Source organism: Polyangium sp. 15x6, assembly GCF_029960785.1.
Lineage (GTDB): Bacteria > Myxococcota_A > Polyangia > Polyangiales > Polyangiaceae > Polyangium.
Map to the genome: position 1 here is coordinate 284,192 of NZ_JASBQE010000001.1, position 20,770 is coordinate 304,961.

At 67.9% G+C, this 20,770-nt stretch carries 25 protein-coding genes; 11 read left to right on the forward strand and 14 right to left on the reverse strand.

The window, feature by feature from the left end; translation table 11 throughout:
* The first annotated feature begins 16 nt into the window (after positions 1 to 16).
* Positions 17 to 1,171 carry a PAS domain S-box protein gene (locus tag QHF83_RS01180; protein WP_282415862.1) on the forward strand — a complete coding sequence of 385 codons (1,155 nt, stop codon included), beginning with the start codon at positions 17 to 19 and terminating at the stop codon, positions 1,169 to 1,171.
* Position 1,172: 1 nt separating this feature from the next.
* Here QHF83_RS01180 and QHF83_RS01185 read toward each other — a convergent pair whose 3' ends face one another.
* Positions 1,173 to 1,988, reverse strand: a complete 816-nt coding sequence (locus QHF83_RS01185; RefSeq protein ID WP_282415863.1) for a hypothetical protein — start codon at positions 1,986 to 1,988, stop codon at positions 1,173 to 1,175.
* Between the two features lie 18 nt (positions 1,989 to 2,006).
* On the reverse strand, positions 2,007 to 2,336 hold the full coding sequence (locus QHF83_RS01190; RefSeq protein WP_282415864.1) for a hypothetical protein: 330 nt from the start codon (positions 2,334 to 2,336) through the stop codon (positions 2,007 to 2,009).
* Positions 2,337 to 2,530: 194 nt separating this feature from the next.
* On the opposite strand from QHF83_RS01190, the gene QHF83_RS01195 reads away from it, so the two are divergent.
* A complete protein-coding gene (locus QHF83_RS01195) occupies positions 2,531 to 2,953 on the forward strand; it encodes a hypothetical protein (protein WP_282415865.1) in 423 nt (140 codons plus the stop codon).
* Between the two features lie 3 nt (positions 2,954 to 2,956).
* On the opposite strand, the gene QHF83_RS01200 is transcribed toward QHF83_RS01195, so the two are convergent.
* Together QHF83_RS01200 and QHF83_RS01205 are read right to left on the reverse strand one after the other, a co-directional pair.
* Positions 2,957 to 3,250 (reverse strand): DUF6496 domain-containing protein, encoded by a 294-nt coding sequence (locus QHF83_RS01200; protein ID WP_282415866.1) that lies wholly within the window; start codon positions 3,248 to 3,250, stop codon positions 2,957 to 2,959.
* Between the two features lie 48 nt (positions 3,251 to 3,298).
* The gene (locus tag QHF83_RS01205) at positions 3,299 to 3,931 is read right to left on the reverse strand and encodes a glutathione S-transferase family protein (protein WP_282415867.1); all 633 of its coding nucleotides are present in this window, start codon (positions 3,929 to 3,931) and stop codon (positions 3,299 to 3,301) included.
* 101 nt (positions 3,932 to 4,032) lie between these two features.
* On the opposite strand from QHF83_RS01205, the gene QHF83_RS01210 reads away from it, so the two are divergent.
* A complete protein-coding gene (locus QHF83_RS01210) occupies positions 4,033 to 5,271 on the forward strand; it encodes an ATP-binding protein (RefSeq protein ID WP_282415868.1) in 1,239 nt (412 codons plus the stop codon).
* A gap of 1 nt (position 5,272) precedes the next feature.
* Here the strand turns inward: QHF83_RS01210 and QHF83_RS01215 are convergent, their stop codons facing one another.
* Complete coding sequence (locus QHF83_RS01215) at positions 5,273 to 5,836, reverse strand: zinc ribbon domain-containing protein (protein WP_282415869.1); 564 nt, start codon at positions 5,834 to 5,836, stop codon at positions 5,273 to 5,275.
* Between the two features lie 151 nt (positions 5,837 to 5,987).
* Between QHF83_RS01215 and QHF83_RS01220 the strand changes: the two genes are divergently transcribed.
* The 4 genes from QHF83_RS01220 to QHF83_RS01235 all read left to right on the forward strand — a co-directional run bounded on the left by QHF83_RS01220 (position 5,988) and on the right by QHF83_RS01235 (position 8,766).
* Positions 5,988 to 6,449: a hypothetical protein gene (locus QHF83_RS01220; protein ID WP_282415870.1), complete on the forward strand. Its 462-nt coding sequence runs from the start codon at positions 5,988 to 5,990 to the stop codon at positions 6,447 to 6,449.
* Positions 6,446 to 7,039: a hypothetical protein gene (locus QHF83_RS01225; RefSeq protein WP_282415871.1), complete on the forward strand. Its 594-nt coding sequence runs from the start codon at positions 6,446 to 6,448 to the stop codon at positions 7,037 to 7,039. Before QHF83_RS01220 ends, QHF83_RS01225 begins: the two co-directional genes overlap by 4 nt.
* A 58-nt stretch (positions 7,040 to 7,097) precedes the next feature.
* On the forward strand, positions 7,098 to 7,775 hold the full coding sequence (locus QHF83_RS01230; RefSeq protein WP_282415872.1) for a tetratricopeptide repeat protein: 678 nt from the start codon (positions 7,098 to 7,100) through the stop codon (positions 7,773 to 7,775).
* Positions 7,776 to 8,202: 427 nt separating this feature from the next.
* Complete coding sequence (locus QHF83_RS01235; protein WP_348980417.1) at positions 8,203 to 8,766, forward strand: YdeI/OmpD-associated family protein; 564 nt, start codon at positions 8,203 to 8,205, stop codon at positions 8,764 to 8,766.
* 7 nt (positions 8,767 to 8,773) lie between these two features.
* Here the strand turns inward: QHF83_RS01235 and QHF83_RS01240 are convergent, their stop codons facing one another.
* The 3 genes from QHF83_RS01240 to QHF83_RS01250 are packed head-to-tail and all read right to left on the reverse strand — an operon-like array spanning position 8,774 to position 11,829.
* On the reverse strand, positions 8,774 to 9,610 hold the full coding sequence (locus tag QHF83_RS01240) for a hypothetical protein (protein WP_282415874.1): 837 nt from the start codon (positions 9,608 to 9,610) through the stop codon (positions 8,774 to 8,776).
* A 9-nt stretch (positions 9,611 to 9,619) separates the two neighbouring features.
* The gene (locus QHF83_RS01245) at positions 9,620 to 10,675 is read right to left on the reverse strand and encodes a nitronate monooxygenase (RefSeq protein WP_282415875.1); all 1,056 of its coding nucleotides are present in this window, start codon (positions 10,673 to 10,675) and stop codon (positions 9,620 to 9,622) included.
* 20 nt (positions 10,676 to 10,695) lie between these two features.
* The gene (locus tag QHF83_RS01250; protein ID WP_282415876.1) at positions 10,696 to 11,829 is read right to left on the reverse strand and encodes a hypothetical protein; all 1,134 of its coding nucleotides are present in this window, start codon (positions 11,827 to 11,829) and stop codon (positions 10,696 to 10,698) included.
* Between the two features lie 186 nt (positions 11,830 to 12,015).
* On the opposite strand from QHF83_RS01250, the gene QHF83_RS01255 reads away from it, so the two are divergent.
* Positions 12,016 to 14,118, forward strand: a complete 2,103-nt coding sequence (locus tag QHF83_RS01255) for a serine/threonine protein kinase (RefSeq protein ID WP_282415877.1) — start codon at positions 12,016 to 12,018, stop codon at positions 14,116 to 14,118.
* A 3-nt stretch (positions 14,119 to 14,121) separates the two neighbouring features.
* Here QHF83_RS01255 and QHF83_RS01260 read toward each other — a convergent pair whose 3' ends face one another.
* The 5 genes from QHF83_RS01260 to QHF83_RS01280 all read right to left on the reverse strand — a co-directional run bounded on the left by QHF83_RS01260 (position 14,122) and on the right by QHF83_RS01280 (position 17,859).
* Positions 14,122 to 15,144 (reverse strand): M23 family metallopeptidase, encoded by a 1,023-nt coding sequence (locus QHF83_RS01260; protein WP_282415878.1) that lies wholly within the window; start codon positions 15,142 to 15,144, stop codon positions 14,122 to 14,124.
* A gap of 96 nt (positions 15,145 to 15,240) precedes the next feature.
* Positions 15,241 to 15,513, reverse strand: a complete 273-nt coding sequence (locus QHF83_RS01265) for a DUF2277 domain-containing protein (RefSeq protein ID WP_282415879.1) — start codon at positions 15,511 to 15,513, stop codon at positions 15,241 to 15,243.
* A 14-nt stretch (positions 15,514 to 15,527) separates the two neighbouring features.
* Positions 15,528 to 16,808: an RNA polymerase sigma factor gene (locus tag QHF83_RS01270; RefSeq protein WP_282415880.1), complete on the reverse strand. Its 1,281-nt coding sequence runs from the start codon at positions 16,806 to 16,808 to the stop codon at positions 15,528 to 15,530.
* A 107-nt stretch (positions 16,809 to 16,915) separates the two neighbouring features.
* On the reverse strand, positions 16,916 to 17,356 hold the full coding sequence (locus QHF83_RS01275; RefSeq protein ID WP_282415881.1) for a YciI family protein: 441 nt from the start codon (positions 17,354 to 17,356) through the stop codon (positions 16,916 to 16,918).
* 71 nt (positions 17,357 to 17,427) lie between these two features.
* The gene (locus QHF83_RS01280) at positions 17,428 to 17,859 is read right to left on the reverse strand and encodes a YciI family protein (protein ID WP_282415882.1); all 432 of its coding nucleotides are present in this window, start codon (positions 17,857 to 17,859) and stop codon (positions 17,428 to 17,430) included.
* A gap of 180 nt (positions 17,860 to 18,039) precedes the next feature.
* On the opposite strand from QHF83_RS01280, the gene QHF83_RS01285 reads away from it, so the two are divergent.
* Together QHF83_RS01285 and QHF83_RS01290 are read left to right on the forward strand one after the other, a co-directional pair.
* Complete coding sequence (locus tag QHF83_RS01285; protein WP_282415883.1) at positions 18,040 to 18,387, forward strand: metalloregulator ArsR/SmtB family transcription factor; 348 nt, start codon at positions 18,040 to 18,042, stop codon at positions 18,385 to 18,387.
* Positions 18,388 to 18,390: 3 nt separating this feature from the next.
* Entirely contained in the window at positions 18,391 to 18,855 is a 465-nt protein-coding gene (locus tag QHF83_RS01290; protein WP_282415884.1) for an SRPBCC family protein, read from the forward strand.
* Here QHF83_RS01290 and QHF83_RS01295 read toward each other — a convergent pair whose 3' ends face one another.
* Entirely contained in the window at positions 18,856 to 19,719 is an 864-nt protein-coding gene (locus QHF83_RS01295) for a crotonase/enoyl-CoA hydratase family protein (RefSeq protein ID WP_282415885.1), read from the reverse strand.
* A 196-nt stretch (positions 19,720 to 19,915) separates the two neighbouring features.
* Here QHF83_RS01295 and QHF83_RS01300 point away from each other — a divergent pair, with 196 nt between their 5' ends.
* Positions 19,916 to 20,767 carry a viperin family antiviral radical SAM protein gene (locus tag QHF83_RS01300; protein ID WP_282415886.1) on the forward strand — a complete coding sequence of 284 codons (852 nt, stop codon included), beginning with the start codon at positions 19,916 to 19,918 and terminating at the stop codon, positions 20,765 to 20,767.
* Positions 20,768 to 20,770 lie beyond the last annotated feature (3 nt).

Genomic DNA, 20,770 nt, shown 5'->3' on the forward strand with positions numbered 1-20,770 from the left:
CAATGTCCATCGGCGCATGGGAACCGCCCGAGACGTACGCGCCCTTTCCTACGAGCGTTTCTTCCAGACCTCCGCTGACCTCCTCGCCGTGCTGGATCGGGAGGGGCGCTTCGTGCACGCCAACCAGGCGTTTCGCGACGTGCTCGGGTACCTGGTGGAGACGCTCCTCGGGCAGCCCTTCTCTGCAATCGTACATCCCGACGATACCGCCGATGTGCGCGCCTTTCTCGCGGGCGGCGGGGAGGGGGATACGACGCTCCGGGTCACGAAGCGGCTTTTGCATAGAGACCTCAGCGCTCGGACGGTCGCCCTCGCGCTGCGGCACGTGGCCGAGGACGAGGCGTTTTATGTGACCGGACGCGCGGCGCACGAGCAGGGCGACGCGGTGGTGAGCCGGAGGCGCGAGGAGGTGCTGCAGAAGATGCAGGCGACGGCCCGGGTCGGCGGCTGGGAAGTCGATAACCGGACCGGAGACCTTTACTGGACCGAGGAGACCTACCGCATCCACGAGGTGCCCCCGGGGTTTCGGCCGGTCATCGAGACGGCCATCAATTTCTATACACCCGAGGCGATTCCCATCATCACCGCCGCTGTGCAGGGATGCATGCGAGGCGAGGCGTACGACCTGGAACTGCAGATCCTCACAGCGACGGGAAAACGCCTGTGGGTGCGCGCCTCGGGGCATCCGGTGTTCGAGGACGGCCAGGTGATCCGGCTGATCGGAGCCTTCCAGGACATCGACGATTTCAAGCGTCGCGAGCTCGAGCTCGAGGAGAAGCTCGCGATCATCGAGGAGCAGCGCACGGCCATTCACGCGATGTCCGCGCCGATCATCCAGGTATGGGACGGCGTGCTCGCGCTCCCCGTGGTGGGGAGGCTCGACGAGGCGCGCGCCTCGGAGATCACCGGGCGTATGCTCTCCGCCGTGGTGGCGCACGCGGCGCATCATGCGATCCTCGACCTGACCGGCGTGGAGAGCGTCGACGAGGCGACGGCCGATCACGTGGTGCGGATCATTCATTCGATCCAGCTCCTCGGCGCGCAGAGCATCGTGACGGGCATCCGGCCGGCCGTGGCGCAGACCTTGATCTCGCTCGGCGCCGGATTTGCCGGCGCGCGGACGGTCAGTCACCTCCGCGAGGCCATCAAGATCTGCATGCGCGGCAAGTGATTCAGACCTCGGTTCGAAGGAGCCACGCCTCGTAGGCGGGTACGCCGAGGCCCGCGAGCGACGGGAGGATCACCGTATCGATCCGGCGATGGAAAGCCTCGCTGCGGGCGCGCGCGGGCGCGAGGCCGAGGTCGCCGCAGAGCTCGTCCTCCGCATCGGAATCGGAGGCGCCGTGCGCGCGATCGTAGTGGGCGAACGTTTGCGCGAGGTCGGCCGCCAGCCATTCCTGCTCGTCGTCCGTGAGCCGCGGCAGCACGAGGCGCGCGAGCGCCCAGCCGAAGCGGTCGTGCAGGATCTCGTCGCGGAGCAGGATCCGGAGCACCGCCTCGATACATGGATTTTTCGCGTGGGCCAGAAGGACCCGCAGAATGGCGACCGAGGCCGACTCGCCCACGCAGAACATCGACGTCGTCCAGCGCGCCACGAAGAGGTGCGCGGGCAGGTCGTTCCGGTGGAGGCGCAGATCGTTCGGCTTCAAAGTGAACCCCGCGTGCCCGCCGAGCGCGTCGGCGACGCGCGCGCAGAGCTCGGTGTGGCGGGCCTCGTCGGAGAGCAGGCGCGACGCGGCGGTCGTCACTTCGAGGGGCAGGCCCACCTCGGCGAACCGCGCGATGAGCTCGCCGAACACGATCATCGAGCGGTACTCGGCGACCGTCCGCGCCGCCCACGCGCTCCGGGCGATCTCCACGTCCTCGGCGTCGAGATCATCGGCCCTCAAACGATCCCACGGCGGCACCTCGTAGCCGCGATCCAGCATGCGACGGTGGAGCGTGCCGAAGAGCCGCTCCGTCGTCCCGAGGGGAACCGGCGTTCGCATGGGCGGCGTTTGTCCGGGTCAGCGCTGGTTCGGCGCCGTATTGATCGTCTGGCCGGGATCCGGCGGGGTGAGCTTGGCGCCGGTGTCCGAGGGCGGCGTGTTGACGTGGTGGATCGTCGGTTTGCTCGTGTCGGGCGCCGTCGGCGTGGGCTCCGCCGTCGGGGCCGCGGGGGGCTCGTTGTCCGTGGGCTCCGGCTCGGGGCGCCGCTCGTTGATCGTCTCCTCGGGCGGGCCGCCCATCCGATCGTTGATGATCGGCTTGGCGCACCCGGCGGCCGCCGTGGTGAGGGTCGCTGCGGCGAGGAGACGCGCGCGGATGCGTGCGAGGCGGGCCGGATCGATCGACATGGTTCCCCGAGGCTACCTGCACCGGGCCCGGAGGAGCAAGCCCGTTCCGGGCGTCGGCCCGTGGGCTTCGAGGCCGCGGCGAGGCGCATCGAGAAAAATCGACCGCGCCCTGTCACGCCTGCCGGGGGCTCGTGTTCTCTGCTCATGAAAGGACGGCGAAGAGGCTGTCCGGAATGAAACGAAAGGAGCGAGCCATGAGTGGTTTCAGCCTGGTTCAGTTCATGTGCGAGGGTGGGTTCGGGATGTGGACGGTCCTCGCCGCCGGCTGTGCGGCCGTCGGCGCGGCCGTGCGATATGCGGCGGCGCCCGACCGCGACAAACTCGCGTTCACCGCGGCGCTTTCGGTGACGACGCTGATCGCCACGATTGCCGGGGTCTGGACGAATGTCGGCGCGGTGATGTCTTTCCTCGAAGATTCGGCGCGTGTGCCCGACGCGGAGGTCACGCGGGTCCTGTTCACGGGCCTCAAGGAGGCTGGGCGGCCGGGGACGCTGGGCGGACTGCTCTTGACCCTGGTCGCAATCGTGGTGTCCGTGGGCGTGCTTCGGCGCGCGCGGCTCGGCGCGAAGGGCGGCGAGGGCGCGAAGGGGACGGAGGGTCGGGCGGCGATCGCGTGACCGTCAGGCCGCCTTCTTGCGGAGCGGGCCTTCTTTCTTCCCTTTTTCGAGATCACGTTTGGCTTGCCGCCGCGTCCGCGCCTTGGCTTTGCCCGGCGCGGGCGGCGGCACGGCCACGCCGGCGCGGCGCGCCTTGGACAGGGCGATCGCAATGGCTTGCTTGGGGTTTTTCACCCCGTGCTTGCCCTCCTTGACGTGCTCGATTTCCTCGCGGACGAACTCGCCGGCCTGCGTGCTCGGCGCCTTGCCCTCGCGCTGGTCCTGCCGGGCTCGCTCGATGGTCTTTTTCTCGGGCATGGGGCCTCCGCGCATCGCGTGGGGCCCGGCGTGGGCGTCCGCAAGGCGTTAGCTGGTCGCGTTCGGAAATTGCGTGAAGACCCGCGCCACGATCGGGTTCGTCTCGGCCCGCTCCGCGGCGGCGATGCAGCGCGGCGCGACCTCGCGAATTTTCTCGCGCCCGGGGCGCCAGCGGGACATCATCGCCGCGTACACGTCGAGGATCGTCATGGTCTCGCCCAGCAAATAGGTGCCAGGCGAAATCCCCTGCTCGATCGCGCGCCAGCAATCGAGCGTCCGCTGCACGGTCGCCGCCTTGAGCTCCTTCTGCGCGCCCTCGTCCTTCACCCACCGCGCGGGGAAATCGCCGACGGTGTACATCGGATAGATGCTGGACACGAAATACACGAGCCAGCGCAAGAACACCGGCCGTTTCGGGTCGCCGGGCGGCGGGGCGAGCTTCGTTTCCGGGTGGCGCTCGAGGAGCCAGAGGAGAATGGCCGCGCTCTCGGTGAAGACCGTGCCGTCCTGCAGCACGACCGTGGGCACCTGCGCGAGAGGATTCAGCGCGCGTAGCTCGTCGAGCGCAGGGCCCGGCGTCCAGGGCTCGACCTCCCGGCGCTCGTAGGTTTCTCCGAGGAGATCACACGCGGCCTCGACAACGACCGAGCCGCATCCCTTGCATCCGTAGATCGTCAACATGGGGGCTTTTTGGCGCGGATCGTGGCGCGATGCAAGTGCCGCGCGAGGCCGCCGGCGACAAACCGTGGAGGGTGCTCCCGCGGGAGGGAAGGAGGTCCTCTTTGGATCTGGATCCGATGTTCTTGCAGCGCGCGCTCGAGCTTCGCAGCAACGCGATCGGTTATCACCTGGGGCGAGAGCTCGAAGCCTGGGCGAGGCCGCGTGCCGTCCTCGAATTGCTGGGCAACGAGATCGACCTCCTTTCCTTCGCGCGCGCCGGGCGCTGCGAGGCGACGTTTCGCGAGGACATCCGCAACGACGCCGGCGTTCGCTGGGCCCAGCGCGGCCGAATCGAACACGAGCACGGGACCTCGTGGCTCCGCGTCATGTGGGAGGGGCACGCGCTCGAGGCGATCAGGATAGACTATACGCACGACCGTTCGAACACATTTACCCATTTCATCGTGGCGGAGAACATGGACACGGCGCGTGCGTTCGCGACGGCCCTGGCCGATTTCTGCGCGCTCCCCCCGAACGCGGCGCTCGTGTTTTCGAACGGGTGCTGGAGCCGGGATCGGTCCGGTTTCACGGCGATCCAGAACGCTCGCGCCGAGGACCTCGTTTTCCCCCCGGGGTTTTTCGAATGCATCCGCGGTGACGTGCGCCATTTCATTTCGAGTCGCGAGACCTATGCGAAATACGGCATCGCGTACAAGCGCGGACTGCTCTTCGCCGGGCCCCCTGGAAACGGAAAGACCGCTTGCATCCGCGTGCTCTTGCGCGAGCTCGGGCTACCTTGCCTCGTCGTCCGGAGCTTTCAGTCGCGGTATGGCGAGGTCGAGCAGAGCGTCGCGACCGTGTTCTCCAAGGCCAAGCGGGCCGCGCCCTGCGCGCTCGTGCTCGAGGATCTCGACGTCCTCGTCCGCGGCACCGCCCTTTCCGCGCTGCTCGAGGATCTCGACGGCCTCAGCGGCGATACCGGGATCTTGACGCTCGCGACGAGCAATCACCCCGAAGAGCTCGATCCGGCCCTCGTCGACCGTCCGAGCCGCTTCGACCGCGTCTATCGCTTCGAACCTCCGGCGACGTCCGAGCGACGCCGTTATTTCGAGCGCTGGAACGAGCGCCTCGAACCCGAGCTGCGCCTCGACGCCGCGGTCATCGCCGATCTCGTGGAGCGCACGGGCGATCTGTCGTTTGCTTTCCTGCAGGAGCTCATCGTCAGCGCGATGGTCCGATGGGTGGCCGAGCCACACCGCCACCCCATGCCCGAGCTCCTCCGCAGCGAGCTCGATTCGCTCCTCGCGCAGCGCGGCGCCGCGACGGCATCGCCGCCTCCGCCGCAGCGCCGCGAGCCTTGATCTAGGGGCTACACTTCCAGACCTCGTTCAGGTCCTTGGCGAGCGAGTACAGGGCGACGTTCGCGTGCTCGTAGAACCCGTTCGCGTACGGGTTCGGACAGCCCGCCATTCGTTTGGCCTTGCTCACCTGCTCCGGCACCTCGCTGTGCCAGAAGAACAGGTTGTAGATCGGAATGAAGATCTTCCACGGCTTGAAGTTGTCGTCCTGCGTGTAGGCCTGCAGCTCGCTCAGCATGGCCCACGCGACGTACACGCCGTAGAAGCAAAAGAAGCTGAAAATGAGGACCATCGTCGGGTCCCGCGTCGTGCCCTTCGGGCCGACCATCCCGCTGTGCGCCGTCGGCACCATGCCGAACTGGGCGGGGGCCGCGTAGTTGCCGAACCCTTGCGGCGGCGGCCCCCAGCCCTGCTGCGGCGGGGCGCCCCAGCCGGGCTGCGGCGCGCCGGGATATCCTTGCGGCGGCGCGCCCCATCCCTGGGGAGCTGCTCCCTGGAGGCGATTGCCGCACTTGATGCACGTGGGCGCGCCATCGGCGTTCGGCGTACCACAGGTCGGACAGAACACGCACCAACCTCCCTCGGGGGATTCGCGGAAAAGCGCGCAAGCACCGGCCTGCGTCGCCCTCAGAGCGTACCGAGGAAGCTCTCGCTTCACAAGCAGGAGATGGCCCCGGCCGCCGAGGTCTGCTCCTCTGCCCGGAGGAGGTCGATCGTTCATGAGACGTACAAGCGAAACGCCGCGTATCTTCGTGTTCGCCGCGCTCGTCGGGAGCCTCGCCGCGGGCGCGGGCTGCGCGGACGAGCCCACCCCGCGCTCCACGAGCGCCCCCGCGGCGGCTTACGAGGTCGTGCCCCAATGGTTGAAGCCGCCGGCCGGACAGACCCTCGGCGAGGCCGTCGGGGTCGGCGTCGACTCGCACAACCACGTCTTCGTGTTCCACCGCGCGGATCGGGGCTGGGGAAACGAAGAGATCATCGACAAACCCACGATCTGGATGGTCGAGGCCGATTCGGGCGAGGTGCTCGCCTCGTGGGGGGAAAACGTCTTCCTCGTGCCGCACGGGCTCGGCGTCGACAAGAACGACCACGTCTGGGTGACCGACGTCGGGCTCGATCAGATCTTCGAGTTCAGCCACGACGGCGCGCTCCTCCAGACCATCGGCAGGGGGCACGAATGAGACCTCGGTTTTTCCTGTTCCTCCCGGCGCTCGTCGTCGCGTGCGGCAGCCCGCCCGACGAGTTCGGCAAACCCACCGACGTGTTCCTCACGCCGAACGGCGAGCTCTATGTTTCGGATGGATACGAAAACACCCGCGTGGCGCGGTTCGATGCGCGGGGCATGTTCCTCGACGCGTGGGGCGATCCGGGGAGCGAGCCGGGGCATTTCGACATTCCGCACGGCATCGCGTCCGACGGAAAGGACCGCGTGTACGTCGCGGATCGTGGCAATGCGCGGCTCCAGATCTTCGACCTCGAAGGCACGCTCGTCGACGTCTGGAGCGGGCCCGAGATCGGGCGGCCCTGGGGGGTCGAGGTGGCCCCGAACGGGCACGTCTTCGTGATCGACGGCGGCGACCAGCTCGAAGACGCGCCGTCGGGGCGCGCGCTCGAGCTCGATCGTGACGGCAAGGTGATCACGAGCTGGGGCAGCTTCGGCCGCGAGGAAGGGCAGTTCGACACGGGGCACGATATCACCGTCGGGCCGGACGGCAGCGTGTACGTGGTCGAGCAGGTGGGGCGACGCGTGCAGAAGTTCCGCCCGAAATGATGCCTTGATATCGTGACCGCCTCTTTCCACACGCTGCGAGGGTTGGTAGATTCACCCTGTGACCCAGCGCTTCCTGCTCCTGCTCTCCGCATCGGCCCTGCTTGCCGGCTGCGGAGCAGATCCCTCCCCGCCGTCCACGCCGCCGCCCCCCGCGCCCGATGCGACGCCGGACAAGGGCCACATGGTGTTCATCCACGGCGCCGGCAATGGCGAGCGTTCGGACGAGATCACCAGGCACGAGGAGGGGTGCCAGAAAAATGACCTCGCGAGCTGCCATGCGCTCGGGCTCGCGCTGATGACGCCGAAGGACAAGCAGGGGGACAACAACAAGCGCGCGTTCGCGGCCTTCGAGAAGGGGTGCTTCGGCGGGTATGCGGCGAGCTGCAACGGCCTCGGCGTGATGTACCACCATGGGATGGGCGTCGCCCGCAACCTCGTTCGCTCGATGGAGCTCTATAAAAGAGCCTGCGGGGGCGACGTGAGCACGGCGTGCCTGCACGTGGCCATGGCCTACGAGAGCGGCAACGACGCCGTCGTGGCCGATTGGCCGTCGGCGGTCTCCTATTACGAGAGCGCCTGCAACCTCGGCGCGTCGCAAGGCTGCATGACGGCGGGCAAGGCGTTTGCAGAGGGCGACCGGGTCGAGCGGGATCCGGAGAGGGCGCGCAAGCTGTACGACCGCGGCTGCCAGGAAGAAAACGAGGACGCGTGCAAGGCGCGCGACGAGCTCAAGTAAAATCGACGCAGTGCCACACCTCGTCGGGCGGCCGCGCGCAGTAGCCGATACGCGCGCCGAGCGAGAGGAGGGCACCGTGGGTGCTGTCCACCGCATGAGGCGCGAGCCTGAGGAGCAGGCCGACGTGTTGCCGCTCGTAGGGGGTCCGCCGCCATTGGCTGCTTCCCGCACGATACGGCGGAAAGCAGCAACGCGCACATCGTCGAGGTTCGGGCCGCGGGTATCGCCAGGAAGATCGTCGACCTCACAGCAAAAGGCTACCCATGATCCTTCGCGGGTCTTGTCTTCCAAACCTTGCTTCCCGTAGAGTGGGACGCTCGGAGTGCGGGAGCGGACGATTCGCATGAAAAAGACGGTAGCGAACAAGACGACGGCCAAAACGACGACGCCCAAGAAGACGGCGGCAAAGGCGACCCCCGCGGGGGACATGCCCATCGTCGCATTCGAGCACCCGCGCGCGTGGTCGACGTGGCTCGCCTCGAACCACGCCTCGTCGCGCGGCGTGTGGCTCAAGCTCGCGAAGAAGGCCTCGGGCGTCGCGTCGGTGACCTATCTGGAGGCCGTCGACGTGGCGCTCGTGTGGGGCTGGATCGACGGACAGAAGCAGAGCTTCGACGAGGCGGCGTGGCTCCAGAAGTTCACGCCGCGCGGACCGAAGAGCATTTGGTCGAAGATCAATCGGGAGAAGGCGCTCGCCCTCATCGCGTCCGGCGAGATGCAGCCGCCGGGCCTCGCGGAGGTCGAGCGCGCGAAGCGGGACGGCCGCTGGGACCAGGCCTACGACTCGCCGAGCCGCGCCACCGTGCCGCCCGATCTATCGGACGCCTTCGCGAAAAACCCCGGCGCAGCCGCGTTCTTCGCCACGCTCGACGCGACGAACCGCTACGCCGTGTTATTTCGTATTCAGACCGCGAAGAAACCCGAGACGCGTCAGAAGCGCATCATGCAATTCGTCGAGATGCTGGCGAAACACGAAAAACTTCATCCTTGATCCCACCTCACCGGGACCGCTTCCGGCGGGTTCGCATCGCCAGAAGCGCAGGCGCCGCGAGGAGGAGCCAGGCACCCTGCGCGGCGCCATTCCCCATCGAGAATGAGCATCCGGAATCGTTCACCGGGTGGACGTTCACGGGATCGCCACCCGCGCCGCCATTGCCGCCGCTGCCATTGCCGCCGCTTCCGCCGCTCCCACCTGCGCCCGTCGAGGAGCCCGCGCCGGCGTCGTCGGGGACGCCCGCGTCCATTTCCACCGGCGCGGGCGGCACGTAGGTGCTTCCCTCGGAAACGATTGTCACGACGAACCGCACCTTCGTGGGCATGTACAGCGCAGCCGTCTCGGCGCCGACGTTGTCCGCCGAGGGTTTTCCATTCTGCGTGTCCTTCAGGATGAGCGCAATTTTACCCGACCCGAGGGTCCAGTCGACGGCGGTGCCGGGTGGCGACCAGAAATCCGAGAACTTCGTCGCCCAGTCGTAGACGCCCACGGTCGTGTACGCCGGAGCCTGCCCGACGCACGCATACGTCGGCTGCGCCTCGAAGCAGGCCTGGAAACGCGTGGGCGTGTCCGTCGGCTTCGTGTAGACCTCGAGGTGCATGTGCGCCGTGCCCGTGGTGTAATCGATCGGGCTCTTCCAGTTCGAGGGCGTCCCGGGGCGCGGCTCGACGCGGTAATGGGAGTCCGGCATGTCGGGCGTATGCTCGTACGTCTCGTCGACCACGACGAACTGTTCGGCCGCCGCGAAGGAGCTCCAGCACGAAACGAGCGCCGCGGCCGCGAGGAAAACGCCTGCGCGCCGGGGCGCGCGCGAAATCGAACCAACGCTACTATCACGCATCATTCGAGGCTATCGGATTTCCCGACGTGCGTCGAGCGGGGCGAGCGCGCGCGTCAACGTGGCGGCGTCGACCTCGGCGATCGTGCTCGTATTCTGGCCGGCCCAGAGCGGGGAAAAATCTCCGCTGCCATCGCGCTCGGCCCGGGCGCGCAAGGGCGCGACGGCCGCGGCCGCCCACGGGAACGGCGGCGCGGCGGGATTCATGGGGCCGAGCTCGCGCATGAGCCGATTCACGATGCCGCGCGCAGGTCGTCCCGAAAACAGGTTGGTGAGGGCGGTGTGGTGACCCGCGGGGCTCTTCAGCGCGGCGCGATGCACGGCGCTCGTATCGGCCTCGGGGCAAAGGAGATATGCGGTCCCGACCTGCACGCCGGCCGCGCCGAGCGCCATCGCCGCGCGGACGCTGCGCGCATCGGCGATGCCGCCGGCCGCGACGACGGGCACCTTCACCGCGTCGATGATCTGCGGCACGAGCGCGAACGTGCCCATCTGCTCGGTGAGATCATCGCTCAGGAAATGGCCGCGGTGCCCGCCCGCTTCGAGGCCCTGGGCGATGATCACGTCCGCGCCGTGGGCTTCGAGCCAGCGCGCCTCGAAGGCGGTCGTGGCCGACGAGAGAACCTTGGAGCCCCAACCTTTGACCCGCGCGAGCAAATCAGCGGAAGGCAATCCGAAATGGAAGCTCACCACGGGCGGCGCGAATTCGGCGACGATGTCGGCCACCTCGTGCGTGAAGGGCGCGCGCCCGGCGCCCGCGGGGGCGAGGCTCGGGTCGAGCCCGAGCTCTTTGTAAAAGGGCTCCAGCATCCCCCGATAACGAGCTTCCGCCGTGGGGTCCGGCGTGATCGGCGTGTGGCAGAAAAAGTTGACGTTGAAAGGCTTGTTCGTCCCGCTCCGGAGCGCCTGGAGCTCGCGGCGTAGCGCGTCGGGCCCGAGCGTCGCGCAGGGGAGGGAGCCGAGCCCGCCTGCATTCGATACAGCGATGGCGAGCCGGCTCCCCTGGACACCGGCCATGGGCGCCTGGATGATGTCGAGCTCGATTCCCAGCAGATCGCGGATCCGCATCGTTTCCCTCCCGTTTTCCCTCAACCTTTGGGCTCGTCCGGCGAGCAAACCTTTTGCGCTTCGAGCGGCTTCGGCTCGGGTTTTTTCCTGGGCACGTCCCCGCGCTCGCAATCGTCCGGCGTGAAGCCGAAGCCGCCGAGACATGCCACGTACCGAGCGTCGCACTGCGGCTCCCCCGAGAGAAAGCAGCTGAGGTGCACCCGCGCGCAGTAGCCGCAGGAGTGCCGCAACGCGAGGGCGAGGCGCTCGGCCTCGTAACGCTCTCGTTGCGCTTCGAGCGCCTCCTCCGTGATCGGCGCGCTGAAGAGCTGGGCGCGCCAACTCCCTCGTGTCGTGTTCCGGGGCGTCACGCGAAGAACGATGCGCCCGTCTTCCTGGGGGCAAAATGGCGTGATCGCCGAGACTTCGCGATAGACCGGGACCCAGATACCGCCATCATCGAAAAACTTTGCCTCCACGGCCGTCTCGGCGTCGATCGAGCCGTCGACGTCGTAGCTGCCTCGAAAGACGAGCCCGTAACAGCGGCCGCGGCGCACGGGGATTCGCAGGACCCCGGGGCTCTCGGCCTTCCGGTCGAGGGGCATGCCCTCGGGCGAAAGCTTGCCGACGAGCTGGCCGAGGCGCTCGCGGATGTTCGCCTCTTCCGCTTCGAGGTAAAGCGACATCGGGCAATCCGACGGCGAAAAACCGGACGCGCAAGTGCCCGGGTAGGGGCCGTTGCGGTCCTTCGGGACGCATTGGTTCGTCGACAGGCAGAAGCCGCAATATCCCCAGTTGTTGCACACGCCGCACTTCGTGATCGCCCTGCACGCGGCCGCGGCCTCCGCCTGATCTTTGGGTGTCGGATCCGTGCCCGGCGGGCGCGGGGGCGTCGGCGCGAGCAAGGGCCGCGGGCCCGAAGGCGGCGCCTCGAAGGGGCTCGCGCCGCGGAACGCGCCCGACGGCGAATCGTCCGCGAGCGGCGCGCTCGGAGGGTTCGCGGCGACGCCAGGGCCCGCGGGGGATTCGGGCGCGCCGCGCTGCGCCACGCGCGACGGCGATGCCTTTGCGCTCCCGTCCTGCGGTCGTGCGGGATGCGGCGCGCTCGCACACGCGGCGACGAAGGCCGTCAGCGTGAGGAAGCCGAGGGTGGGCGCGCTGGTATTGGCATGCATGGGCGCGGAGGCGTGCGGGCCGATCTTAGGCCGAGGTTGGCTGGTCGGGAAGCCTTCCCGGTGCGGTGAGATCGTTCGAGACGGGAACCCTACATCGATCCCTCTAGGCGGCCGCGCGCCGAGCAGGTACCGTATCGTCGACCTCGATACCCGAGGTCGATCCACACGCTCGATCTCGCTCCCGACATGACCTCCAAGCAACCCCAAGGCGGCACAGCGCAGGCGGACCGGGCAGCCCAAGACCGCGCACGCGGCATGATCGACCGGGTGATCTCGGATCGGTACCGCATCCGCGAGCTCATCGCGATGGGCGGGATGGGCGCGGTCTACCGCGGCGAGCACCTGCTGCTGAAGAAGCGCATCGCGATCAAGATCCTTCACCCGGAGACGGAAAACCTCCCGGAGCTCGTCAAGCGTTTCGAGCGGGAGGCGATCGCAGGCGCGCACATCCAGCACCCGAACGTCGCGAGCGCGACCGATTTCGGCAAGCTGCCCGATGGGAGCTACTTCCTCGTCATCGAGTACGTCAAGGGCAAGACGCTCCATCAGCTCTTGCAAGACGGCCCGCTTCCGCCGCGCCGCGCCGCGCGCTTGACGCGGCAGCTCGCCTCGGCCCTCGACGCCATCCACCGCCTCGACATCGTCCATCGCGATCTCAAGCCGCGCAACATCATGGTCGTCGACGGCCCGGCCGAGACCGTGAAGATCATCGACCTCGGCCTCGCGAAGGTGAAGGTCAACGAGCTCTCCGCGGGCGACCGGGAGCGGCAAGACTCGCGCGCCTCGATCGGGGACGAGGACGAGTACGGCACCCTCACCGTCGCCGGCACGATCTTCGGGACGATCGCGTATCTCTCGCCCGAGGCGGCCGACGGCATGGACGCGGTGGACGCGCGCAGCGATCTCTATGCGCTCGGGCTGATGTTCTACGAGATGCTCTCGGGCAAACACCCGTTCACCGCGGTGAACCCCGTCGAGCTCTTCATGCAGCACCGGTTCCAGCCGCCGCTGGCGATCTCCGAGCGCTGCCCGGGCGTGACGGTGCCCGCGCCGCTCGAGGCGGTCGCGCGGAAGCTGCTCGAAAAGGTCCCGGCGAATCGATATCAGACCGGGCAGGAGCTCGCCGCGGCGATCGACGAAGCATTGTGGGAGATGGGGCCCCCGGCCGAGGGCGAGGACGATGCGCCCCCGATGAGCGAGGGGTACGAGGGCGAGGCGAGCATGCGCACGTCGGTCCCCTCGATGCGGCCGCCCGCGCTGTCGCAAAGGCCGCCCCCGGTGACGCCGTCGCAAAGGCCGCCGGTGCCGTCGCAAAGGCCGGCCGCGCCGACGTTGCCCTCGGAAGGCGCGGAGGCGCCCGTCTCGAAGCCGGTGGCGAAGCCCATTCTGCCATTGGCGCAACCGCTGACCACCGAACCGGTGGAGGAGAAAGCGGCCGAGGCGCCGGCGGTCGACAAGATCGAGCTGACCGAGGCGCCGGCGCCCGCCGTTCAAAAGAAGAAGAAATCGTCGGCGGCCACCGTGCTCACCGTGGTCGTGGGCGTGGCGCTCGGTTGCGGCGCGGCGTATGCGGCCCTCGTGATGCAAAAGCGGAATGCGACGACGTCGGTCGCGCCGCAAGCGACGGTGACGGCGACGGCGACGGCGCCGGCCGCGCCCAAGCCGCCCGCGCCCGCGGCCACGCCGGCCGAGGCCATCCCCGCGGCGACGGCATCGGCCGCGCCCGAGCCTGCGGCATCGGCTGCCGTCCCGGCATCCACGTTGTCGGCGGCGGACATCGACGAGGCGAAGAAAAAATTCAAGAATGCATTCCGGTTCCAGGACTGGAGGGGCGCGAGCCGCGTGGTGATCGACCTCGGCAAAGCCGCGCCGGAGGCGTTCAAGGATCGCGAGTTCTCGCAGCTCGTGCAGGGCCTCGCGATCCAGCTCTCGCGGGAGAACGCCGATACGGAGCTGCTCGAGCTCTTCGCGAACGATCTCGGCAGCGACGGGCTCGACATGCTGTACGCGTTCGTCGAGGGACAAGGAAAGGCGCCGATCGCGGTGGCCGCGACGAAGCTCCTGCAGGACGAGAAGAGGCTCGCCAAGGCCTCGCCGGCGATGCGCATCGCGCTCGACCTGCGGAATGCCGCGTGCGTGGACAAACTCGCCCTGCTCGACCGCGCGCAGAAGGACGGCGACTTCCGCGCGCGCCTCGTGCTGGAGACGCTCGGGCGCGCGTGTTTTCCTCAGAACCCGAACGTCGAGAAGGTCATTTACGACCTCCGGACGCGGTTCCCGAAGCGGTGACGGTCATTTCTCGCTGCTGACCAAAAGCTCGGGGTCGATCCGGACCTCGAAGAAATTCATGCGCCAATCGAGGTGCGGCCCGTTCGTGCGGCCCGTCATCCCCACGCGCGCGACGGTCTGACCCTGCTTGACCTCGTCGCCCACCTTGGCGGAAAAGCCCTGCAGGTGGATGAAGGTCGACGTCAAACCCTGCCCGTGGTCGATGATGAGCGTGTCGCCGCTCAGAGGCAGGTTTTTCTCGGCGAACACCACGGTGCCGCAGGCAGGCGCGCGCACGGGCGTGCCCGTGGGCACCGCGATGTCGACGCCCCAGTGGATCCCGCCGTCCGTGCCATTGAGCAAGCGCGGCTGCCCGTAGCGCGAGGTGACCTTGCCCTTCGAGGGCCAGATGAATCCCTCCTTGAAGCAGGTCTTTTTCGTGTATTTCTTCCGGACGGCGTCGAGCTTTTGCTCGGCCTGCGTGAGCTTGACCCGCGTGGGCATGTCGAGCTCGACCATGTCCTTCGGCAGGTTGTCGATCTTGTCGGTCTCGAACGTGCGTTGTTCCACGTCGAAGACGCGTTCGAGCACCTGGCCGTCCTCGAACGTGATCGTCATCTTCTCCTGCTTCGGGGCGTTGCGCCCGAACGCGATCAAGAAGTCGCCCTCGTCGCTGACGATGGCTCGATGCCCGGGGAAGGCCATTTTCCGTAGTTTGCCGTCTAGCTTCGCGCGGAGGAGCGCACCCTGCGTGGCGCGTCCGTCGAGCGTCAGGCGGCTCGGATCCGCGACGGGGGCGGCATCCGTGCCCGCATCCGGAGGTTCGGCGCTCGCCGCGGAAGGAGCCGCGGAAGGCGCCGCGCTCGCGCTGGCCGTGGGCGCCGCGGCCGCCGCGGGCTCGGTCGAGGCGGACGGGGCCGTCCATGCGACCGGCGGAGCCATGCTGGCTGGCGGCGCTGCCGTGGAATCTGCGGGCGATCCCGAAGGACCACCGCGCTCGCATGCCGTGAGGGTCAGGGTGCAAGCGAGGAGAGCGGTGATTCGCATGAGGGCATCGTGCCAGAGCCCGTGGACGGGCACGAGACGAGAGCACGACGTCTGCGCCCTCATGTCCGGGGCGTAATGACGGAAAAGGAAAAATGATCAATCGCGGTGGAATCGCTGCCGTGAGCGCTCCCGCGCCTTGTCTGCCTCGATCTCGCGATCCCGCGGCTCGGCCGTCGTGGTGAGCGATTGCATGAGCACGCGCGCCGTGGCCGCGACGTCTTCCACGGCTTTTTCGAACGCTGCTTCGTTGGCCCGCGACGGCTTGTTGAAGCCGCTCAGCTTGCGGACGAACTGCAGCGACGCCGCGCGGATCTCCTCCTCGGTGGCGGGGGGCTCGAAGTTGAACAGGGTCTTGATGTTCCGGCACATGGCGATCTCCAGGGTCAGTCCGTGCGAACCGAGGCGCGCGCACACGCGGCGGCGCGTTCGAGCAGGAGCGCGCGTTCGCGAGCGTTTCGTGTGAGGGACGCGGCGCGCTCGAACTCGACGCGCGCTTCGGCGTCGCGGCCGAGCTTGGTCAAGAGATCGCCGCGTACGCTCGGCAAGAGGTGGTAGCTCGCGAGCGAGGGCTCCGAGACCAGCGTGTCCACGAGCGCGAGCCCCGCGGCCGGGCCGAACGCCATGGAGAACGCGACGGCGCGGTTCAGCTCCACCACGGGTGAACCCGTGACGTCCACGAGCGCCGTGTACAGCGCCGCGATGCGCGTCCAGTCCGTCTCCGCCGCGGTCCACGCGCGCGCGTGGCAAGCGGCGATCGCGGCCTGCAGCGCGTACGGCCCGAGCGCGCCCCCGAGCGCCTCGGCGCGCGCGAGGGCCGTGAGGCCGCGGCGGATGAGCAGGTGGTCCCAGAGCGCGCGGTTCTGATCGAGCAGCAGGATCGGATCTCCCGACGGCCCGACCCGCGCCCGCGCGCGTGACGCCTGGATCTCCATGAGCGCGACGAGCCCGTGGACCTCCGGCTCCTTCGAGAGAAGCTCGGCCAGGATGCGGCCGAGGCGCAGCGCGTCCTCGCAGAGCGCGGGCCGCATCAAGTCGTCTCCGGCCGTCGCCGAATACCCCTCGTTGAAGACCAGGTAAATCACCTGGAGCACCGACGACAAACGGGCCGCGAGCTCCTCCCCGCGCGGGACTTCGAACGGGACCTTCGCTTCCGCGAGGGTGCGTTTGGCGCGGACGATGCGCTGGGCCACGGTCGGCTCCGGGACCAGGTACGCGCGCGCGATCTCCTCGGTCGTCAATCCGCCGAGCAAGCGCAGCGTGAGCGCGACGCGCGCCTCCATCGACAGCACCGGGTGACAAGCCGTGAAGACGAGGCGCAGGAGATCGTCGCCCACGTCCTCGTCGATCGCGGCTTCGAGGTCGGGCGCGGCGGCTTGCTGATCGGCCTCGATCGCGTGGCCGATCTCTTCGTGCTTGCGCTCGATCCGCTTGCTCCGGCGCATGGCGTCGATCGCGCGGTGCTTCGCGGTGGCCATGAGCCAGGCGCCCGGGTTGTCCGGGATGCCCGACGCTGGCCACCGCTCGAGCGCGGCGACGAGCGCGTCCTGCGCGATCTCCTCGGCGAGGCCGACGTCCCGCACGATCCGCGCGAGGCCGGCGATGAGCTTGGCCGACTCGATCCGGAAGACTGCGTCGATCGCTCGATGCGTAGCGGAGGCCGTCACGGCCACCGATCAGAGCATCTTCTTCCGCCCGCGCAAGGTTCGGTTCACGCTTGGGGGCTTCGCTCGGACGAGCCGAGCTCCGCCCCCAACCCCCCGGTTTGCCCCCGTCACTTCTTCCCGGCGAGCCGCGCCTCCGACTCGGCGCGGAGGCGCTCCTCCTTCGCGCGGTTCTCGCCCGTGGGATCGACCGGCGCAAAATCCTCGGGCGAGAACACCTGCCGGATCTCGACCTCGCTGTCGGTGTACATCGGATTCGGCATCCGCTTGACCCACTCGATCGCCTCTTCCTTCGACCGCACCTGCCAGATCCAGAAGCCCGAGACGAGCTCCTTGGTCTCGGCGAAGGGCCCGTCGACCACGGTCCTGTCCTTCCCGGAGAACCGGACGCGGGCGCCCTTCGAGCTCGGGTGCAGCCCCTCGCCCGCGAGGAGGACGCCGGCGCGCACCAACTCCTCATTGTACTTCATCATCGCGGTGAGGAGCTCCTCGCTCGGAAGAACGCCGGTCTCGCTGTCCTTGGTGGCCTTGACCAGAATCATGAACTTCATCGTCGTTTCTCCTTCTCGCGTTTCAGCTACACGTCACGTCGAACGAACGTCCCTGGAATCGACAAACGTATCTACTTTTTTTTCCAGAACGTTCGAAGCCACGTCGGGGCCGCCTTCTCGACGATGGCCATCATCTCGGGCGGAATGTCTTCCGCGTTCGTCATCGGCAAGATGGTGAGAATGTCGTCGTGGCCGATCCCCGTGGGGCAGCGCAGGGCCCATTCGATGGCCTCTTCGCGACTGTTCACGTCGATCAGGTAAAACCCGCCGACGAGCTCCTTCGTCTCGACGAACGGCCCGTCGAGCACGACGCGCTTTCCGTCCTTGATGCCTAGGCGCGCGCCCTGCCCGCCCGGGTTCACGCCCTCGGCCGTCACGAGCACGCCCGCCTTCGTCAGGTCCTCGTTGAACTTCATGTAGGCCGCGATGAGCTCGTCGCTCGGCGGAGCTCCCTCGTTCTTCGGGGCGTTCGGATCGGGGGCGGCGCAAATCATGAATCGCATGGTCGTCTCTCCTTCTTGGCTTGCTCGGGCTGGGCTCCCCGACGGGCCTTCATCATCACGACGACCGAGCGATGCCCAGATCGACACGCCCCCAAAATTTTTTTGTCTGTCGGAGAGAACACTTAACAGTTTGCCAAACTATTTCTTGACAACCCCGGGCCGGGGACGATACTTAGGCACGTGCTTAACCAAAGCGCGTCCCTCGATCGTATGTTCCAGGCGCTCGCGGATCCGACCCGTCGGGTCATGATCGAGCGCTTGAGCCGTGGGCCGGCCTCGGTGAGTGAGCTCGCCGAGCCGCTTTCCATGTCGCTGCCGGCGGTGATGCAGCACCTTTCGGTGCTGGAGACGAGCGGCCTCGTGCGCTCGGAGAAGGCCGGGCGGGTGCGGACCTGCCGGCTCGAGCCCGCGGCACTCAGGACGGCCGAGCGATGGATCGCCGAAAGGCGAGCGAGCTGGGAGCGCTGCTTCGACCGGCTCGGCGAATACCTCGCCGAGCACCCCGACGAACCCGATCCAAAGGAATGAACCATGACCGAACGATCCGTCACGCACACCACTTTCGTCATCGAGCGGTTTTACCCGGTCTCGCCGGCGCGCGTGTATGCCGCTTTCTCGAGGACGGAGGAGAAGCAGAAGTGGTTCGGCTGCCACGAGGGCGGCACGCACGAGCTCGATTTCCGCGTCGGAGGGCGCGAGACGTATCGAGGCGGGCCGAAGGGGGGCCCGATTTATACGAATGAGACGCGTTTTCAGGATATCGTTCCGAACCAGCGAATCGTTTACACGTACGACATGCACCGCGACGAGACGCGGATCTCGGTCTCGCTGGTGACGATCGAGCTGAAGGCAGAGGGCAAGGGGACGCGGCTCGTGTTCACCGAGCAGGGCGCGTTCCTCGACGGGCACGACGCGCCGGAGGGGCGCGAGCACGGGACGAAGGTCGGGCTCGACAAACTCGCCGAGGGGCTCGCGCGAGAGGCCTCGGCCGCTTGATCAGCCCTGCCCCTCGTCGGGATCCTTGATCGAGGGGATCGGTTTTCCGCTGTCGCGCCACGTGACCGCGGCCTTCCAGCCTTGCTCCTCGCTGAGCTTCTTGAACCACATGCCTTCCGGCGAATGGCGGGTGATGCCGTCGAACAGCGTGGCGATCATCTGCGTATTGGCGAGGCCCATGTTCTCGTAGGCCTGGTTGACCAAGAGCTTCTGCATCATGAGCTGATTGCGCGGCACGCCGCTCATGCGCTCGGCGAGCGCCTCGACGCGCGCGTCGAGCCCCTCGGCCGGCACCGCGTCGAGCACGAGCCCCATGGCCTTCGCCTCGACGCCGCGCACGAGATCGCCGGTGAGGAGCATGCGTTTGGCGCCCTCGACGCCGAGCCGATACACCCACATCGCCGTCGTCGGACAGCCCCACACGCGGGCCGGCGGATATCCGATCAACGCATCCTCGGCCATCACCACGAGGTCGCAGCAAAGCGCGATGTCGCTGCCGCCGGCGACCGCGTGCCCGTGCACCTTGCAGATCGTGGGTTTGTAGCTCCGCCACAGGCTCATGAAGTCGTCCGTGAAGCGCTTCATGAGGCGATAATCGAGCATGGGATCCCAGGGCATGTCCTGGATGCCGATGGTGCGTCCCTCCCCCTCCGCGAAGAGGGTGAGGTCGTAGCCGGCGCAAAACGAAGCGCCCGCGCCGTCGAGGACGATGACGTGGACGCCGTCGTCGTCGTTCGCCCGCTCGACGGCCGCCCGGATCTCCCCGGGCATTTCGTCGGTGATGGCATTGCGACGATCGGGGCGGTTCAGCGTGATTCGCGCGATACGGCCCTCGGCGCGGTAGAGGAGCGTTTTGTAGGGCATGAGCGGAGCCATAGCACGGGACGGGTGATCGCGATCAGCCGGGTGCGCTCACCCTCCTGATCGCGACCGCTCACCCCAAGCGAGAAATCCAAGGAACATCGAGGATTTGGGTCACGGTTCGTGGTGGCACGCGGTTCGCTCGTCCCCGGGCCGCGTGCGTTCCTACCCCCGCGCGCCTGGTGCCATGCCGCGACCCATGCCCCCTTCCGTCAACTACCACCTCTGGAAGCCGTGCAACATGCGGTGTCGCCATTGTTTTGCCACCTTCGACGACGTCGCCGCCACGGTCCTGCCCCGCGGCCATTTGCCTCGCGCGGAGTCCCTCCGCGTGGTGGAGCTCCTCGCCGAACGATTCCGCAAAATCACGTTCGCCGGAGGCGAGCCGACGCTTTGCCCGTGGCTCCCGGAGCTCGTCCGGGTCGCGAAAGAGCGCGGGGCCGTGACCATGCTCGTCACGAACGGCTCCCGCCTCGCGGATGACTATCTCGCGTCTCTCCAGGGACGGCTCGATTGGCTCACCTTGAGTATCGACAGCGCCTCCGAGGAGAGGCACGTCGCCCTCGGGCGCGCCGTCAGGGGCAGCGCCATTCCCACCGTCAGGTACGTCGAGATGACCGAGCGGGCCCGCACGCTGGGAATGCGCATCAAGGTGAATACCGTGGTCACCTCGATGCACGCGGGCGAGGACATGTCCGATTTGATCCTCGCCCTCCGCCCGGAGCGATGGAAGATCTTGCGCGTGCTGCCCATCGAGGGCCAGAACTCCGGGAGCGTCGAGCCGCTCCTGTGCACGGCCGAGGCCTTTCGTGCGTTCGTGGCGCGGCACGCACGTGTCGAGGAGCGTGGCATCGTCCTCGTACCCGAGGACCACGAGGACATCCTCGGCAGCTACGCCATGGTGGATCCTGCCGGCCGCTTCTTCGACGACATGGACAGCGTGCACCATTACGGCCGCCCGATCCTGGAGGTCGGCGTGGAGGCCGCCTGGGACAGCGTTCGGTTCTCGCTCGCCCGTTTCCAGGGCCGCGGGGGACATTATGATTTTTGAGCC

Excerpts from the sequence above, each read along its gene's own strand:
- QHF83_RS01180 (WP_282415862.1), top strand. The coding sequence starts at position 17 with ATGGGAACCGCCCGAGACGTACGCGCCCTTTCCTACGAGCGTTTCTTC.
- QHF83_RS01185 (WP_282415863.1), bottom strand. The coding sequence starts at position 1,988 with ATGCGAACGCCGGTTCCCCTCGGGACGACGGAGCGGCTCTTCGGCACG.
- QHF83_RS01190 (WP_282415864.1), bottom strand. The coding sequence starts at position 2,336 with ATGTCGATCGATCCGGCCCGCCTCGCACGCATCCGCGCGCGTCTCCTC.
- QHF83_RS01195 (WP_282415865.1), top strand. The coding sequence starts at position 2,531 with ATGAGTGGTTTCAGCCTGGTTCAGTTCATGTGCGAGGGTGGGTTCGGG.
- QHF83_RS01200 (WP_282415866.1), bottom strand. The coding sequence starts at position 3,250 with ATGCCCGAGAAAAAGACCATCGAGCGAGCCCGGCAGGACCAGCGCGAG.
- QHF83_RS01205 (WP_282415867.1), bottom strand. The coding sequence starts at position 3,931 with ATGTTGACGATCTACGGATGCAAGGGATGCGGCTCGGTCGTTGTCGAG.
- QHF83_RS01220 (WP_282415870.1), top strand. The coding sequence starts at position 5,988 with ATGAGACGTACAAGCGAAACGCCGCGTATCTTCGTGTTCGCCGCGCTC.
- QHF83_RS01225 (WP_282415871.1), top strand. The coding sequence starts at position 6,446 with ATGAGACCTCGGTTTTTCCTGTTCCTCCCGGCGCTCGTCGTCGCGTGC.
- QHF83_RS01235 (WP_348980417.1), top strand. The coding sequence starts at position 8,203 with ATGCCCATCGTCGCATTCGAGCACCCGCGCGCGTGGTCGACGTGGCTC.
- QHF83_RS01240 (WP_282415874.1), bottom strand. The coding sequence starts at position 9,610 with ATGCGTGATAGTAGCGTTGGTTCGATTTCGCGCGCGCCCCGGCGCGCA.
- QHF83_RS01245 (WP_282415875.1), bottom strand. The coding sequence starts at position 10,675 with ATGCGGATCCGCGATCTGCTGGGAATCGAGCTCGACATCATCCAGGCG.
- QHF83_RS01250 (WP_282415876.1), bottom strand. The coding sequence starts at position 11,829 with ATGCATGCCAATACCAGCGCGCCCACCCTCGGCTTCCTCACGCTGACG.
- QHF83_RS01255 (WP_282415877.1), top strand. The coding sequence starts at position 12,016 with ATGACCTCCAAGCAACCCCAAGGCGGCACAGCGCAGGCGGACCGGGCA.
- QHF83_RS01260 (WP_282415878.1), bottom strand. The coding sequence starts at position 15,144 with ATGCGAATCACCGCTCTCCTCGCTTGCACCCTGACCCTCACGGCATGC.
- QHF83_RS01265 (WP_282415879.1), bottom strand. The coding sequence starts at position 15,513 with ATGTGCCGGAACATCAAGACCCTGTTCAACTTCGAGCCCCCCGCCACC.
- QHF83_RS01275 (WP_282415881.1), bottom strand. The coding sequence starts at position 17,356 with ATGAAGTTCATGATTCTGGTCAAGGCCACCAAGGACAGCGAGACCGGC.
- QHF83_RS01280 (WP_282415882.1), bottom strand. The coding sequence starts at position 17,859 with ATGCGATTCATGATTTGCGCCGCCCCCGATCCGAACGCCCCGAAGAAC.
- QHF83_RS01290 (WP_282415884.1), top strand. The coding sequence starts at position 18,391 with ATGACCGAACGATCCGTCACGCACACCACTTTCGTCATCGAGCGGTTT.
- QHF83_RS01295 (WP_282415885.1), bottom strand. The coding sequence starts at position 19,719 with ATGCCCTACAAAACGCTCCTCTACCGCGCCGAGGGCCGTATCGCGCGA.
- QHF83_RS01300 (WP_282415886.1), top strand. The coding sequence starts at position 19,916 with ATGCCCCCTTCCGTCAACTACCACCTCTGGAAGCCGTGCAACATGCGG.